At 72.6% G+C, this 15,279-nt stretch carries 11 protein-coding genes; 6 read left to right on the forward strand and 5 right to left on the reverse strand.

Annotated features, from left to right (window positions below):
- Positions 1-39 precede the first annotated feature (39 nt).
- Entirely contained in the window at positions 40-969 is a 930-nt protein-coding gene (locus tag AB0J42_RS27680) for an excalibur calcium-binding domain-containing protein (RefSeq protein WP_364299382.1), read from the forward strand.
- Here the strand turns inward: AB0J42_RS27680 and AB0J42_RS27685 are convergent.
- From AB0J42_RS27685 to AB0J42_RS27695, 3 genes are read right to left on the reverse strand one after another with little or no spacing between them, the layout of a single operon-like run.
- Entirely contained in the window at positions 966-2,345 is a 1,380-nt protein-coding gene (locus AB0J42_RS27685) for an NCS2 family permease (RefSeq protein WP_364299384.1), read from the reverse strand. The genes AB0J42_RS27680 and AB0J42_RS27685 overlap by 4 nt on opposite strands.
- A gap of 59 nt (positions 2,346-2,404) precedes the next feature.
- Positions 2,405-2,638, reverse strand: coding sequence for an EF-hand domain-containing protein (locus AB0J42_RS27690; protein WP_364299386.1), 234 nt, complete (start codon positions 2,636-2,638; stop codon positions 2,405-2,407).
- 19 nt (positions 2,639-2,657) lie between these two features.
- Positions 2,658-4,826 (reverse strand): molybdopterin cofactor-binding domain-containing protein, encoded by a 2,169-nt coding sequence (locus AB0J42_RS27695; protein WP_364299387.1) that lies wholly within the window; start codon positions 4,824-4,826, stop codon positions 2,658-2,660.
- A gap of 94 nt (positions 4,827-4,920) precedes the next feature.
- Between AB0J42_RS27695 and AB0J42_RS27700 the strand changes: the two genes are divergently transcribed.
- Positions 4,921-6,630: a helix-turn-helix domain-containing protein gene (locus tag AB0J42_RS27700; protein ID WP_364299389.1), complete on the forward strand. Its 1,710-nt coding sequence runs from the start codon at positions 4,921-4,923 to the stop codon at positions 6,628-6,630.
- An 8-nt stretch (positions 6,631-6,638) separates the two neighbouring features.
- On the opposite strand, the gene AB0J42_RS27705 is transcribed toward AB0J42_RS27700, so the two are convergent.
- Positions 6,639-9,452, reverse strand: coding sequence for a BTAD domain-containing putative transcriptional regulator (locus AB0J42_RS27705; protein ID WP_364299391.1), 2,814 nt, complete (start codon positions 9,450-9,452; stop codon positions 6,639-6,641).
- A gap of 476 nt (positions 9,453-9,928) precedes the next feature.
- On the opposite strand from AB0J42_RS27705, the gene AB0J42_RS27710 reads away from it, so the two are divergent.
- The 4 genes from AB0J42_RS27710 (at position 9,929) to AB0J42_RS27725 (ending at position 14,443) form a co-directional block, all read left to right on the forward strand.
- Positions 9,929-11,212 carry a helix-turn-helix transcriptional regulator gene (locus AB0J42_RS27710; protein WP_364299393.1) on the forward strand — a complete coding sequence of 428 codons (1,284 nt, stop codon included), beginning with the start codon at positions 9,929-9,931 and terminating at the stop codon, positions 11,210-11,212.
- An 85-nt stretch (positions 11,213-11,297) separates the two neighbouring features.
- Entirely contained in the window at positions 11,298-11,906 is a 609-nt protein-coding gene (locus tag AB0J42_RS27715) for a copper resistance CopC family protein (RefSeq protein ID WP_364299395.1), read from the forward strand.
- A complete protein-coding gene (locus AB0J42_RS27720) occupies positions 11,903-13,873 on the forward strand; it encodes a bifunctional copper resistance protein CopD/cytochrome c oxidase assembly protein (RefSeq protein ID WP_364299397.1) in 1,971 nt (656 codons plus the stop codon). Before AB0J42_RS27715 ends, AB0J42_RS27720 begins: the two co-directional genes overlap by 4 nt.
- A 165-nt stretch (positions 13,874-14,038) precedes the next feature.
- Positions 14,039-14,443: an ATP-binding protein gene (locus AB0J42_RS27725; RefSeq protein WP_364299399.1), complete on the forward strand. Its 405-nt coding sequence runs from the start codon at positions 14,039-14,041 to the stop codon at positions 14,441-14,443.
- Here the strand turns inward: AB0J42_RS27725 and map are convergent.
- Complete coding sequence (map, locus tag AB0J42_RS27730; RefSeq protein WP_364299401.1) at positions 14,430-15,278, reverse strand: type I methionyl aminopeptidase; 849 nt, start codon at positions 15,276-15,278, stop codon at positions 14,430-14,432. The two genes, AB0J42_RS27725 and map, sit on opposite strands and share 14 nt — an antisense overlap.
- Position 15,279 lies beyond the last annotated feature (1 nt).

Consider the following 15,279-nt stretch of genomic DNA (forward strand, 5'->3'; position numbering starts at 1 on the left):
GCTCACCGAAGCCCGTAGTCAGGATGGGGACGTCGATCGATGGACAAGCCGGAAGAACCGCCTACCGCAGCGGATCCCGGACCGCCGAGAGCGAGCAGAGCCACCACCGCCATACTCATCGTCTCGCTCGTCCTGATCGTGATCATCGCGGGGGTGCTCGCCACCGTCGCCGTCCTGATGACCAGGACGCCCGACGCCCCGCTCCTCGGCGGCACCCCGCCGAAGCGGCTGTCCACGCCGATCCACTTCGCCCCCGTACGCGAGACCAAGCCCGCGCCCTGCCCCGGCGAGGAGGCGGCGCTCGACGACGAGCAGACCACCTGCTACCTGCTGGAGGACGGCGTCACGGTCCACTCCGTGCAGACCATCGAGGCGGTCCGCGAGCGCGACGGGACGTACTCGGTGCGCATCGCGGTCGCTCCCGCGTTCAAGCAGAAGCTCGTCGACCTCATCGACGAGCAGGTCCCCGACCAGCGGCAGGTCGCGGTCATCCTGGTGCCGCGGACGGTCCTGGCCGCGCCCATCGTCACCCAGAGCATGGACGGCGACAGCCTGAGCATCGCGGGGATGACCCAGCAGGAGGCCGAGGAGCTGGCCACCCGCCTGCTCGGCGACGCGGCGGCGCCCTCCACCGGCGATCCCGCCGGCACGGGCGACCCGGCGAACACAGGCGATCCCGCGGGTACGGGCGACCCCACCAGCACAGGCGACCCGGCCGGTACGGGCGACCCCACCGGCACAGGCGACCCGGCCGGTACGGGTGATCCGACCAGTACGAACCCGGGCGACTCCACCGGAACCCGCAACCCGGCAGGGAACACCAGGACCCCCGACCAGCGCTTCGCCAGTTGCGAGGAGGCCACGGCCGCCGGGTTCGGCCCCTACACCAAGGGGACGCACGAGGAGTACGCCTGGTACTCCGACCTCGACGGCAACGGCGTGGCCTGCAACTCCGGCGACCTGCGCTAGCCGAAGAACCCGCCCACCCAGTCGATCGCGAAGTAGGCCAGGAACACCAGCGACACCACCCACAGCAGCCACGAGACCTCGCCGAACTTCCCCCGCGCCGCCTTGATCAGGGTGTAGGCGATCAGCCCGGCGCCCACCCCGTTGGTGATCGAGTACGTGAACGGCATCAGCGCGATCGTCAGGAAGGCGGGCAGGGCCAGATCCGGGTCGTGCCACGGGATGTTCCTGCTCTGCATCATCATCAGCGCCCCGACCAGCACCAGCGCGGGCGCGGCCGCCGCCGCGGGCACCACCGCCGCCAGCGGGGTGAACAGCAGCGACAGCGCCAGGATCGCCCCGGTGACCAGGCTCGCCAGCCCGGTCCGCGCGCCCTCGCCGACGCCCGCCGCCGACTCCACGAACACCGTGTTCGCCGACGAGCTCGTCACGCCGCCCAGCATGGCGGCCACGCCGTCCACGGTGAGGATCCGGCCCAGCCGCGGCACCCGTCCCTGCTCGTCGACGAGCCCGGCCTCGTCGCTGACGCCGATGATCGTGCCCATCGCGTCGAAGAACCCCGACAGCACCAGTGTGAACAGCACCACGGTCGCGGTGAGTGCGCCCGCCGTGGCGAACCCGCCGAACACGTCGACCTGCCCGATCAGCCCGAAGTCGGGCGCCGACACCACCGACTCGGGCACCTTCGGCGCGACGACGCCCCAGTCGGCCTGGTCGATCGTGGCCACCGAGTTCACCACGATCGCCACGACCGCGGTGATCACGATGCTGAGCAGGATCGCCGCCGGCGTGCGCCGCGCGTACAGGGCGATCATCAGCAGCAGCCCGAAGCAGAACACCGCCACCGGCCACCCCGTCAGATGCCCGGTGGCGCCGAGCTGCACCGGCGTGCCTGAGCCGCGGGTCACGAACCCGGAGTCGACCAGCCCGATCAGCGCGATGAACAGCCCGATGCCGACGCTGATGGCGTGTTTGAGCGCCAGCGGGATCGCGTTCATGATCAGGGTGCGCAGGCCGGTCACGGCCAGCACGATGATGGCCGCGCCTTCCAGCACGACCAGGCCCATAGCCTGCGCCCAGGTCATGTGGGGGGCGGCCTGGTAGGCGACCACCGCGTTCAGCCCGAGGCCCGCCGCCAGCGCCAGCGGCGCGTTGCCGACGAGCCCCATGAGCAGTGTGGCGATCGCCGCGGCCAGCGCGGTCGACGTGGTGAGCTGCGCGATCGTCAGCTTGGCGCCGGTGACGTCCTGCGCGCCCCCGATGATGATCGGGTTGAGCAGGATGATGTACGCCATGGCCATGAACGTGGTGATGCCGCCACGTACCTCACGGCCGACGGTCGAGCCCCGCGCGGACAGCTCGAAGAACCTGTCGAGCACCGGCCTCCCCCTTCGACGACGCGGGGGAGTGCCCGATGCCTACCCGGCGAGGGAGGCGATCATGCCTTCTCGTGCTTGCCGCCGCCGACCAGCCCGGCGAACTCGTCCAGCGTGATCCGCCCGTCGCCGTCGCGGTCGGCGGCGGCGATGAACGCCTCGATCTCCGCCTCCGTGGCGCCCAGGCCGCCCAGGGCCAGGTTGGCCTTCCTGATCTCGTCGGCCGTCAGCAGCCCGTCGCCGTCGGCGTCGAAACGCTGGAACTCCGCCTTCGCCGCCTCGCGCGCGTCCGCCATGGGTCCTCCCCGTAGTCGCTCAAGGCCCGTTGTGGGCCAAGGCGACATCTTCGGGGCTGATCGGAACGCGCGTCAACCGCAGGCCGGTCGCGGCGCGCACCGCCGCCGCGATCGCGGGGGTGGAGGAGAGCGTCGGCGGCTCGCCCGCGCCGCGCAGCCCGTACGGTGCGGCGGGGTCCGGATTCTCCAGGATCTTCAGCGTCATGGGCGGCATGTCGAGGATGGTGGGGATCAGGTAGTCGGTGAAGGACGGGTTCAGCACCCTGCCGTCCCTGACCTGGATCTCCTCCATCAGCGCCAGCCCGAGCCCCTGCGCCGACCCGCCGTGGATCTGGCCCTCCAGCGCCTGCGGGTTCAGGATCCGGCCCACGTCCTGCACCGCCGCCAGCTCGACCACCTTGACCAGGCCCAGCTCCACGTCCACGTCCACCACCGCCCGGTGCGCGCAGAGCGCGAGCTGGGTGTGCGAGTCGCCCTGCCCGGTGACCGGGTCCATCGGGAACGTGGGCCGGTGCCGGTACTCGCGCGTCTCCTCGATCGGCCCGAACTTCTCCAGCGCCTCCCGCGCCGGCAGCCCCGCGAACCGCTCCCGCACGGCCTCGCAGGCCGCCTTCACCGCCCCTCCTGTCACGTACGACTGACGCGAGGCCGACGACGAGCCCGCCGACCCCACCGACGTGTCGGCCGTCGCGACCGTCACGTGCTCCACGCCCAGCTCGGTCCGGGCGATCTGGGCCTGGACGGTGACCAGCCCCTGGCCCACCTCGGCGGCGGCGGTGTGCACGGTGACGTGCGGCTCGCCGTTGACCAGCTCGGCCCGGACGCGGGCGGTCGAGTAGTCGTCGAAGCCCTCGGAGAAGCAGATGTTCTTGATCCCGACCCCGTACCCGACGCCGCGCCGCACCGACTCGCCGTGCGTGGTCTGCGACACGCCGCCCGGCCGCGCGCGCAGGTCGTCCTCGGCGGGCGGGGGCAGCGGGAACGACTCCAGCTCGCGCAGCATGCCGGCCAGCGGCGCGGGCGAGTCGATCACCTGCCCGGTGATCAGCGCCGAGCCCTGCGAGACCGCGTTCCGCACCCGGATCTCCACCGGCGACAGCCCGCACGCCTCGGCCAGCAGGTCCATCTGCGACTCGTACGCGAAACACGCCTGCACCGCGCCGAACCCGCGCATCGCCCCGCACGGCGGATTGTTCGTGTAGACGCCGGTGGCCTCCACCAGCACGTTCGGCACCTCGTACGGGCCGACCCCGAGCGAGGCGGCGTTGCCCACCACGGCGGGGGAGGAGGAGCAGTAGGCGCCGCCGTCCAGCAGGATCTCGGCCTTGACGTAGACGAGCCGGCCGTCGCGGGTGGCGCCGTGCTCGTACCGCATCCGCGCCGGATGGCGGTGCACGTGGCCGAAGAACGACTCTTCTCGCCCGTACACGATCTTCACGGGGCGGTTCAGCCGCAGCGCCAGCATGCAGGCGTGCACCTGCATCGACAGGTCCTCGCGGGCGCCGAACGCGCCCCCGACCCCGGACAGCGTCAGCCGCACCTGCTCCGGCCGCAGCCCCAGGCAGGGGGCGAGCTGGTCGCGGTCCACGTGCAGCCACTGGGTGGCGATGTAGAGGTCGACGCCGCCGTCCTCGGCCGGCACCGCCAGCCCCGACTCCGGGCCGAGGAACGCCTGGTCCTGCATGCCGACCTCGTACTCGCCGGTGACCACGACGTCGGCCTCGAACCGCTCGCCCCTGCGGACCGGCTGGTAGCGGACCAGCTCCGTGGCCAGGCGCGGGTCCGTCACAGCCTCGCGCACCTCGTAGTCCACCACGATCGCGTCCGCCGCCCGCCGCGCCAGCTCCGGATGGTCGGCGGCCACCAGCGCCACCGGCTCGCCCTGGTAGCGGACCTGGTCGACGGCGAGCACCGGCTGGTCCTTGCGGTCCAGCCCGTAGAACTTCTCGCCCGGCACGTCCTCGTGCGTCAGGACCGCGCGCACGCCCGGCATGGCCAGCGCCGGGCCTATGTCGATGGAGCGGATCCACGCCGACGGGTGCGGGCTGCGCAGCGTCGCGCCCCACACCATGCCCTCCAGCCACAGGTCGGAGGCGTACGCGAACTCGCCCGTCACCTTCAGCACCGCGTCCGGCCGCCGCGCGCTCCGGCCGACGCCCTGGTCCAGCGCACTCGCCGTCTCCGTCATCCTTCGAGTAGAGCATCGGACGGGCACGGCCGATAGGAGTGGCAGGTGAAATCGGGGTAAGCCAGGCGAGTGGCTAGCTTGTATATTCCTACAAATGCGGATACGTGATCTCTTGTCGGTAGGGGAGCCGCGGCTCCGGCTGCTCACCGGCGACCCGGATCGCGACTTCTCCACCGTCCACATCACCGACCTCCCGGAGCCCGGGCGCTACCTGTCGGGCGGCGAACTGGTGCTCACCGGCCTGCTCTGGCGGCAGCGGCCCGAGGACTCGGCCCGGTTCGTCTCCGCCCTGGTCCAGGCCGGGGTGGCGGCGCTCGGCGCGGGCCAGGCCTGGCTCGGCCACATCCCCGCCGACCTGGTCGCGGCGTGCGAACAGGCCGGGCTGCCGCTCCTGGAGGTCCCCACCGAGGTCTCCTTCCGCACCCTCGCCGAACGGGTCACGCCGCACCTCCGCGGCGACGCCCGTGCCGAGCTGGGCCGCCACCGCAGGCTCGTCGCCGCCGTCGCCGAGGGCGCCGACCTGCCCGAGCTGTTCGCCCTCACCGCCGCCGAACTGGGCGTCACCGGCGCCGTCCTCTCCGCCGCCGGAACGGTGATCGTCGGCACCCCCGACGACCCCGCCGCCCTGGCCCGCGCCTACCTCACCGCTCCCCGGCTGCCCTGCCGCGCCGGCGACCACACCCTCTTCACCGTCGGACGCGGCCACCGCGCCGGCGGCTGGCTCCTGGCCTGCGACGGCGACCTGCTCGACCGCGCCGACCTCGGCTACGAACTCGCGGCCTGCGTCGCGCTCGAACGCAGCCGCATCGAAGCGGGCCGGCGCGTGGAACGCCGCCTCGCCGCCCACCTCCTGACCGCCGCCCTCGCCGACGCCGACACCGCCGACCTCAACGCCCGCTTCCGCACCTGCGGCCTGGACACATCAGAGCCGTACGCGGTCGTTTCCGCCACCGTCACCCCCACCCCGCCGACCTTCGGCGATCCCGAGGACCACGATTCCTCCAAGCCACCTCGTACGTCCGTTGAGGACCGCGATCCCGCGACGCCACCTCGTACGTCCGCCCCGTACGGGTCCGGTGCGGCGGGGACGCCACCTCGTATGTCCGCCCCGTACGGGTCCGGTGCGGCGGGGACACCGCCCCGTACGTCTGCCTCGTCCCGGCCGGGTGCGGCGGGGGACCGCGAGCCCACGTCCGGCGCGGGCGGGGAGGAAGCGGGCGGGCTCGGGGGCCAGGTGCTGGAGGAGCTGCTGGGACGCGAGGTCGTCGCCGCGCCCGGCGGCGGCGGGGCGGTGGCGGTGGTGCCGTTGCGCGAGCTGGACGTGACCGATCTGGCCGACAGGTTGCGGGCCGGGGCGGGAGTGCTGTCGGCGGCGCCGGACGTCCGGGTCTGTCTCGGGCTGAGCGGCGCGCTGACCGGGGCGGCGGCGCTCCGCGGCGGCGTGGAGGAGGCCGGGCACGCCAGGCGGCTGGCCGAGGCGCGCGGCGGCGGGGTGGTGACGTCCGACGAGATCTACACGCACGCGCTGCTGCTGGCCACCGTCCCGGGCGATGTGCGCCGCTCGTACGCCCGGCGCGTGCTCGGCCCGCTGCTCGACTACGACGCCCGCCACCAGTCGGAGCTGGTGCGCACACTCGCCACCTTCCTCGACTGCGCCGGCTCCTGGAACGCCTGCGCCGAGCGGATGCACGTGCACGTCAACACCGTCCGCTACCGCATCAAAAGGGTGGAGGAGCTGACCGGCAGGGACCTGTCCGCGATGGCCGACCGGGTCGACCTCTTCCTGGCGCTGAAGGCGGAGTAGACCGGCCGTCACATCCGCACGGCGGGAACCCCGACCAGCTCGTGCACGATCCGCTGCTCCTTCTCCGCCTCACCCCGCCACTCGGCGTTCCCCAGCTCGCCCGCCAGCGGCACCGCCTCGGCGACGTACGGCAGGGAGGCGCCGGGGTCGCCCAGGCTCCGGTGCGCCCGGGACAGGTGGACGAGACACTGCAGCTCGCCGAACCGGTTCCCGTGGGTGCGGCACACCGCCAGTGCCCGCCCCAGGTGGTCCGCCGCCGCGGCCGGGTCGCCCTCGTCGAGGCAGACCTCGCCGAGGATCATCCGCATGCTCATCTCCTGACCGGTGTCCCCGATCCGCAGGGCGGCGGCGAGCGCCTTGTCGAGATGCTCGCGCGCCTCCGCCAGGCGGCCGAGCTTCTGCCAGGCCCGCCCCGTCATCATCAGCGCGTACCGCACGCCCACCTCCGCGCCGATCCGCCGGGCCAGCGCGAGCTGCCGTCCCGCGAAGCCGAGCGCCTGCTCGGGCCGCCCCCGCTCGACCAGGAAGTTGGCCAGGTTGCCCAGCGTGCGCTGCTCGCTGAACCGGTCGCCCAGCTCCTTCGCCAGCACGAGCTGCGCCTCCAGGTGCGTCCTGCTCTCCGCGCTTCCCTGGAAGGCGAGGCCGCAGGCGAGGTGGCCGTGCGCGTGGTAGACGCCGAGCCGGTCGCCCAGCCGCTCGCACACCTCCAGCGCCTTCCGGTTCAGCTTGATCAGCGGTACGGGCTCGTGCGCGTACTGCTGATACCAGAAGAGCGAGTAGCACAGCGCCACCCCGAGCCGGGCCAGCCCGGCGTCGGGGCTCGCCATCGCCTGCCCGGCGGCGGCCACCAGGTTGGTCTCCTCGCGGGCCAGCCAGGCGATCGCCTCGTCGGGGCCGCGCACCGGGTGCGGCCCCGACGAGGTCACCTCTGGGCCCTCGGCCTGCACCCGGTGCGGGTCCATGGTGGTGACGGCCAGCCGCGCCGAGGCGATGAAGTAGCTCAGCGCCCGGGCGAGCGGCCCGGCGGCGTCGTCGGGCGCCATCTCGGCCGCGAACAGCCGGACCAGGTCGTGCAACTGGTAGCGGCCGGGATCGGCGAGCGGCTCCAGCAGGTGCGCGTCGGCCAGCCGCTCCAGCGCCCGCTCGGCCTCGTCCGCCGGCGCGCCGAGCAGCGCCGCCGCGACCTCCGCCGTCACGTCGTGCAGGTGCAGCAGACCGAGCAGGCTCAGCGTGCGGGCGGCCGTCCGGTCGACGGGGCCGGCGCTGCCGGTGAGCGCGCTCCAGCTCGCGGCCAGGCTGGCCCGGACCGCCAGCTCGCCCGATGCCAGCTCGTGCAGCCTGCGGCGCTCGTCGCGGAGCCTGCCGGTCAGCGCCGCCACGCTCCAGTTCGGGCGGTCGGCCAGGCGCGCGCCCGCGATGCGCAGCGCGAGCGGCAGGCCGTCGCAGAGCCGCACCAGGCCCGCCGTCTCCTCCGGGTGCGCCGCCATCCGCTCGGCCCCGGCCAGCCTGGCCAGCACCGTGACGGACTCGGAGAGCGACAGCCGCGGCAGGTGCAGCTGCACGCAGTCGTCGCCGGCGGCCAGCGTCTCGCGGCTGGTCACCACGATGGCGGTGCCGCGCGGGGCGGGCAGCAGCGGCAGGATCTGCCCGAGCCCGGCCGCGTCGTCGAGCAGGATCAGCGCCCGCCTGCCCGCCAGCGTGCTGCGCCACAGCGCCGCCGCCTCGTCGACGTCGGCGGGGATCGCGTCCCCGTCCACGCCGAACGCGCGCAGGAACCGGCCGAGCACCTCCAGCGGGGCGAGACCCGGCAGCCCGACCGTCGCCCCGCGCAGGTTCACGTACAGCTGGCCGTCCGGGTAGCGGTCCTTGACCAGGTTGGCGATCCGTACAGCCAGCGCGGACTTGCCCACGCCCGGCGGCCCGGAGATGACCACGAGAGGGTTCGGCTCGGCGTCGTCCCACGGAGCCAGCAGCCCTTTGAGCCGGATGATCTCCTTGGTCCTGCCGACGAACCCGTCCAGGTCCCTGGGCAGCTGGCGGGGCAGCGGGAAGCGCCCGTCGCCCGGGTCGCCGGACTGCAGGGCCGTACGGTGCGAACGGCGCAGCGCCTCACTGGGCTCCACGCCCAGCTCCTCGCGGAGCACCCGCCGGCTCTCCTCGTAGACCACCAGGGCCTCGGCCCGCCTGCCGCACCCCAGCAGCGCCTGCATCAGCAGCTCGCGCGGGCGCTCGCGCAGCGGATGGTGGTGGGTCAGGGCCCGCAGCGGCGTCAGCGCGTCCTGCGGGCGGTCGAGCCCGAGCAGCGCCTCGGCCCGGCACTCGTGGGCGGCGATCCGCGCCTCGCCGAGCCGGGCGCGCTCACCCTCGGCGAAGGGCCCGGGCACCCCGGGCAGCGGCTCCCCCCGCCACAGGGCCAGGGCCTCCTCGAGGTCGGGCAGGGCGGCCGCGTGATCCCCGCGCATGATGGCCCGGCGCGCGCGGTCCAGCCGCTCGGTGAAGACGATGGCGTCCACCTCGGACACCCGCAGCCGGTAGCCGCCGGCGGTCCCGGTCAGGACCTTCGAGGGCTCGCGCCGCCCGCGGGACGGCTCCAGCGCGTTCCGGAGCCCGGCCACGTACGTGTAGACGCTCTGCTCGGCCGTCCGGGGCGGATCGTCGCCCCAGATGCCGTCGATGATGCGGGAGATCGGCACGACCTGCCCGGGCGACGCGGCCAGGATGGCCGCCAGCGCCTGCCGGCGAGGTGAGCCGAGACCGATCTCCATGCCGCCGCGCACGGCGGTGACCGGTCCCAGGAGCCGGACGGTGACGCCTTCGGCCAACGGACTCTCCCATCCGTGGGGCGGACCTCGGCGGCGCGGGCCGGACCGGCGTGGGGAGCAGGGCCGATCAGGCCGGCAGGGCGATGTCTAGAGGAAATGTAGATGCCCCGCCTACGATGCCGTGTGCGGGTGGTCGCGGAAGCACTGACGAGCAGCGGCGACGAGGGCGCGGTTACGCTGCTCGCCGGGGCAGGGGATCCCTGCGGTGCGCGCTGTTCTGGCATGGCGGCCTTGTCGCCGCGCTCGTCCTGTCAGCTCAGCAGCAATAGCTGTCGTTGAAGAGACTGGTGTAAAAGCCGGCCTCGGAATCTGGGGCAGACGTTTCCGCGTTTGCGACCGTACTATTGCCTGCAACGGCCATGACGGCCCCGAGCAAGGCGACGAGTGCGGACATCGTGAGGCGCGTTCGCATGAGGAGCTCCCTCGTGGGTCTGGCGGGACTTGCGTGGAACTTATCATTTCAGGGAGCGGCGACCGTGACCACATCTGATCTAGTCGGACTGCGTATCAAGACCGTGCGGCGTCAGCGTGGCCTGTCACAGGCACAGCTCGCGCACCCCGAGCTGTCCGACAGCTACGTCTCCCTGATCGAGAGCGGCAAGCGCACTCCCACGCCCGCCGTCCTCGAACTGCTGGCTCAGAAACTCGACTGTTCGCTCTCCTATCTGATCAACGGTGTGACGGCCGAGCAGATGGAGGACATCGAACTCTCCCTCGGTTATGCCCGGATGGCACTGGAGAACGGTGAGGTCGCGGAGGCCCGCAACCGCTTCGCGGAGCTGCTCGCTGACAACAACTTGACAGGTCTGACCAGTCTCCGTCAAGACACGGAATTCGGGCTGGCCCTCGCCACGGAGGCGTGCGGCGACAGCGACGAGGCGATCGCCATCCTGCAGCGTCTGCAGGGCGAGGACGTCCCGGCCGAGCGCAAGATCGAGATCGCCATCGCCCTGTGCAGGGTCTACCGGCAGAGCAACCGGCTCACCGAGGCGGTCGAGATCGGCGAGCGGATCCTCTGCGGGCCGAACCGGCCCGCCTGGTCGGATCCGCTGGTCGAGCTGGGCGCCACCCTGCTGGCCGCCTACCTCGTGCGCGGGGACCACCTGCGCGCCCGGCAGTTCGCCGCCGAACTGCTCGACGCCGCCGAGACTCTGGGCACCCCCCGCGCCCTGGCCGCGGCCAACTGGAACGCCGCCTTCACGGCCGACCACACCGGTCACCGCGAAGAGGCGCTAGTCTTCGCCGAGCGTGCCCTGGCGCTGACCTCCGAGACCGACGACCCCCGCCTGCTCGCCAGGATGCGCACGGCCTACGCCCAGCTCAAGCACCGCGCGCGGCCCCAGGACGCGGCCTCGCTGCTGGATCACCTCAACCAGGCCGTGCAGGTGCAGGAGGAGAGCCCCACCAGTGTGATCGACCGCGCGCTGGCGCTGACCGAACTGGCGCAGGTCCTGTTCGTGACCGGTGACGTCGATAAGGCGCTGGAGCACGGCCACGCCGCCGAGGAGATCCTCACCGACACGGGCGTCAGTCACGTGCCGTCCACGCAGCTGCTGCTGGGGCTGGCGCACAGCGCGCGCGGTGAGGCCGCCGAGGCCGGCAGACACCTGCGGAAGATCTGCGAGGCCCTCGAATCGGTCCCGCCTTCCTACGCGTCGGCCCGCTCGTGGTACGCGACGGCGGAGACCCTGGAGGACATCGGCGACACGGAGGCCGGCGTCGAGGCCTACCAGCGGGCGCTGGCTTGCGCGGGCCTCTGACCCCGGCCCGCTCCTCCCGATTACCTGAAAGGGTCTCTGATCGGGGTACGGAGCGAGCGGGGTGCTCGGTAGCCTGGTGGGTGCCATGAAGAGTTCCCCGCTCGCGGCCGTCACCGCGACTCTCGCCGCGCTGCTCGTCCTCGTCACCGCCGGGCCGGCGCTGGCGCACGACTCGCTCAAGAGCAGCGCCCCCGCCAAGGACGCCACGGTCGAGTCCGTGGACGAGATCACGCTGGAGTTCACCGGCAAGGTCCGCATGCCGTTCGTGGTCGTACGCGGGCCGGGTGACACCCAGCACCAGACCGGCGACCCGGAACTCGACGGAGTGAAGGTGACCCAGAAGCTCAAGGGTGAGCTGCCCGACGGCAAGTACACCATCGGCTACCGGGTCGTCTCCTCCGACGGTCACCCGATCGAGGGCGAGGTGCCGTTCACCGTCAAGGGCGCCGCCCCGCCGCCGAGCCCGGCCGCGGACGACACTCCGGCCGCGGTGGAGGAGAGCCCGCCGGTGGAGGAGAGCGCGGCCGCCCCGCCGTCTCCCGCGGCGGAGTCCTCCGCCGACGCCCAGCCCGCGCAGGAGGCGGCCGCCGAGAGCGACGCCGCCGCCGTCCCGGTCTGGCTCCTGCTCGTGATCTGCGCGCTGGCCGGCATCGGCATCGGCTTCGCGGTCAGCACGCGGAAGAAGAAGTCGTGACCAGGGCCGCGCGTCTCGCGCTCGCAGCCGCGGCGGCCGCCGTCGCCGCCCTCGTCATCTCCATGATCGCCGGAGGCGCGGCGTTCCCCCGGGTCATCCTCGGCGTGCCCACGTCGGGTGTCCTGACCCGATGGGGCCTGCCCGTCTCCAAGCTGGCCATGGACGTCGCCGGCCTCGCCACGGTCGGGCTGCTGCTGGCCGCCGCCATGCTGCTGCCCAACGAGAAGGGCGTGCTCGGCAAGACCGCGCAGGGCTACGTGCGGGCCGCGTCCTGGACCGGGCTCGTCTGGGCCGGCACGGCGTTCGTCACCATGATCTTCAGCGTGAGCGACGTGTGGGCGCGGCCCGTCCCCGCCGTCCTCAACCGCAACTTCCTGGTCGGCTACGCCACGCAGGAGAGCCCCGGCATCGCGCTCACGCTCGTGGTGCTGTTCTCCCTGTCGATCGCGCTGTTCTCGCGCGGCGTCATCACCGCCGGGGCGACGGCCGGGCTGCTGCTGCTCGGGCTGGCCGCGCTGATGCCGCCGGCGCTGACCGGTCACTCCGCCTCCTCGCCCAACCACGGCCTGGCCATCACCTCGGTCACCCTCCACATGCTGACGCTCGGCCTGTGGGTGGGCGGGCTGGCCGTGCTGGCCCTGCACGCGGTGCTCAAGCAGCCGCACCTCGACGTGGCCGCGAACCGGTTCTCCCGGATGGCGGTCTGGATCTACCTCGGGGTGGGCCTGTCGGGCGTGTTCAGCGTGATCGCCCGGCTCGCGTCGCTGTCGGACCTCTGGACGTCCAGCTACGGCGTGCTCATCGTGGCCAAGATCGTCGGGTTCGTGCTGCTGGGCTACGTCGGCTGGTGGCACCGCCAGCGCACGCTCGTCGACCTCGACGCCGGGCGCCCGCGCGCGTTCACCCGGCTCGCGGCGGGCGAGCTGCTGCTCATGACGGCGACGACCGGGCTGGCGGTGGCGCTGTCGCGCACCCCGCCCCCGCCGGTCAGCCTGCCCCCCGACCGCGCCTTTGAGCTCCTCGGCCACCCGGTCCCGCCGCCGCTCACGATGGGGAACATCTTCACGCTGTGGTGGTTCGACCTGACCTTCGCGCTGCTGGCCGCCCTGCTGGCGGGGCTGTACGGGGCCGGCGTCCTGCGGCTGCGGCGGCGCGGCGACACCTGGCCCTGGGGCCGCACCGCGTCGTGGTTCGCCGGGGTGGCCATCCTGGTCTTCACCACCCAGAGCGGGCTGGCACGCTACGCCAAGGTCATGTTCGACGTCCACATGATCGAGCACATGACGCTGGCCATGATCGTGCCGATCTTCCTGGTCCTCGGCGCCCCCGTCACGCTCGCGCTCCGCGCGCTCAAGCCCGCCGCCCGGCGCGGCGACCGCGGGCCGCGCGAGTGGCTGATGGCGATCCTGCACAGCGGGTACGTGCGCGTGGTGTCCCATCCGGGCATCGCCACCGCGATCTTCATCGTGTCCACGTACGCGCTCTACTTCACGCCGCTGTTCGAGGCCGCGATGAAGGAGCACCTCGGGCACGTCTTCATGATCCTCCACTTCCTCCTCAGCGGCTGCCTGTTCTTCTGGGTGGTCATCGGCGTCGACCCCGGCCCCCACCAGCTCCCGTACGTGGGCCGGCTGCTGCTGCTCTTCGTCACGATGCCGTTCCACGCGTTCTTCGGCATCGCGCTGATGATGATGGGCACGCTCATCGCGCCCATCTACTACGAGCAGCTCGGCCGGACCTGGGGCGGGCCGCTGCTGCTGGAACAGCAGAACGGCGGCGCCATCGCCTGGGGCTTCGGCGAGATCCCGACCCTCATCGTGCTGCTGGCCATCGCGACGCAGTGGTACCGCAGCGAGGACCGCAAGGCCCGGCGCGCCGACCGTACCGCCGCGCGGACCGGCGACCCGGAGCTCAGCTCGTACAACGACTATCTGGCCAGGCTGAACGAGCTCGACAAACGCGAGTAGCCGTTCGGGAAGGGCCTGCTGACTTCAGCGGCACGCCCGGAGAACGCCGGGTAGCCTTTTCGGGATGGGGAGACGCGAGCCCGCCACGGGGGGTTTGAGCTCCGTGTTTCCGCGCCGGCGGTGAAGCCGGAATGCCCAGGCCTCAGGAAGGCGTTGGATCGGCACATGGAAGAGACGCGCATGCGCGGGGGCGAGAGTCTGGCCGAAGCGCTGGAGGGCCACCTGGCGGAGTGGTCGAGGCGGACGGGGATATCGGTCGAGACGTGGGCGCTGCCGGGCTCGGACGTGCCGCCGCGGGTGGCCAGGGGGGTGCTCGCGGTGCTGGCCGAGGCGCTCGACAACGTCGCACGCCACAGCGAGGCCAGGACCGTGTCGATCGCCGTCACGGTGGGCCGCGGCGGCCTGCGGATGACCGTCAGCGACCACGGCAAGGGCTTCCGGCAGCCACAGGAAGGCGGCGGCATCGGGCGCATGCGTGCGGCGCTCGCCGACCTGGGCGGGTCGCTGTCGGTCAACAGCGTGCCCGGGGAAGGCACCACCGTGACGGGGGTCGTGCCTAGGGCGCGGTGAGGATCTCGCTGCCCGTCTCGGTGACCACGATCGTGTGCTCGAACTGGGCCGTGCGCTTGCGGTCCTTCGTCACGGCCGTCCACCCGTCGGGCCAGATCTCGTACTCGATCGTGCCCAGCGTCAGCATCGGCTCGATCGTGAACGTCATGCCCGGCACCAGCTCGACCCGGAGCGAGGGGTCGTCGTAGTGGGGGACCATCAGGCCGGAGTGGAAGGTCGTGCCGATGCCGTGGCCGGTGAAGTCGCGCACCACGCCGTAGCCGAACCGCTTGGCGTACGCCTCGATCACCCGGCCGACCACGTTGAGCTGGCGGCCCGGCGCGACGGCCCGGATGCCGCGCATCATCGCCTCGTGGGTGCGCTCGACCAGCAGCCGCGACTCCTCGTCGACCTCGCCGACCAGGAACGTGGCGTCGGTGTCGCCGTGGACCCCGTCGATGTAGGCGGTGATGTCGACGTTGACGATGTCGCCCTCGCGCAGCACCGTGTCGTCGGGGATGCCGTGGCAGATCACCTCGTTGATCGACGTGCACAGCGACTTGGGGTAGCCCTTGTAGCCCAGCGTGCTGGGGTAGGCGCCGTGGTCGATCAGGAACTCGTGGCCGATCCGGTCGAGCTCGTCGGTGGTGACGCCCGGCTGGACGTGCTTGCCCACCTCCTGGAGCGCCTGGGCGGCGATGCGGCCCGCGACCCGCATGCGTTCGATGATCTCGGGGGTCTTGACGTCGGGCTCGCCGGTCTTGGGGCGCTTCTTGCCGACGTACTCCGGCCGCACGATGTGGGCGGGAACCTTTCGCATGGGCGAAACTCGGCCGGGCTGGAGCAGTGTCGTCATG

Source organism: Nonomuraea sp. NPDC049649 (assembly GCF_040675175.1).
Classification (GTDB): Bacteria; Actinomycetota; Actinomycetes; order Streptosporangiales; family Streptosporangiaceae; genus Nonomuraea.